Below are 548 nucleotides of genomic sequence, written 5' to 3'. Positions count from 1 at the left end.
TCTTCTCCTGAGCCGCTGCTCCGTTCGCAGCCGCTAGAACGCTGAGGGTGACAGCCCCCAAGATTCCCAACGTGTTCATCTTCTCTGTTCCTCATCTGGCTTTGAGACCATCAGCCAGCCAACCTGTTCAAGCTGATCCCCGATGTTCCACCGGAGACAATGATAGGAGCGCTTGCATAACGTCAAATCAGATCTATTCATCTCAGTATGTCTTGATGTTATGCTAGGCTGCCGCCAATGGATATCAGTGCTCGTCAAATCGAGGCCTTTCGCATGGTGATGCTCACGGGCAGCATCACCAGTGCCTCTGAGGCTCTGTTCGTCACGCAACCGGCAATCAGTCGGCTCATCCAGAGCCTCGAGGGGGCAACGGGGCTTACCCTGTTCGAGAGGCGTGGGAACCATGTCGTTCCCACGGCTGAAGCGACAGCCCTCCTCGTGGAAGTCGAGCGGTCGTTTGTTGGGCTTTCGCGTATCGGAGCCTTCGCGCAGGCACTCCGGGAGCAAACAGCCGGTTCGCTGCGGATTGCTGCGATGCCAGCACTTGC

General features: G+C 57.3%; 1 protein-coding gene. It reads left to right on the top strand.

Features of this window, described 5'->3' with window-relative positions; all coding sequences use genetic code 11:
* Positions 1 to 273: 273 nt before the first annotated feature.
* A partial coding sequence (locus tag KBI52_RS00935) for a LysR family transcriptional regulator (protein WP_305797859.1) occupies positions 274 to 548 on the top strand: 275 nt, incomplete at its 3' end.

Origin of the sequence: Microvirga sp. HBU67558 (genome assembly GCF_018069605.1) — a bacterium.
GTDB classification, from domain to species: Bacteria; Pseudomonadota; Alphaproteobacteria; order Rhizobiales; family Beijerinckiaceae; genus Microvirga; species Microvirga terrae.
Note: the sequence above shows the minus strand (reverse complement) of the source record. Positions and strands in the feature narration are given on the sequence as shown.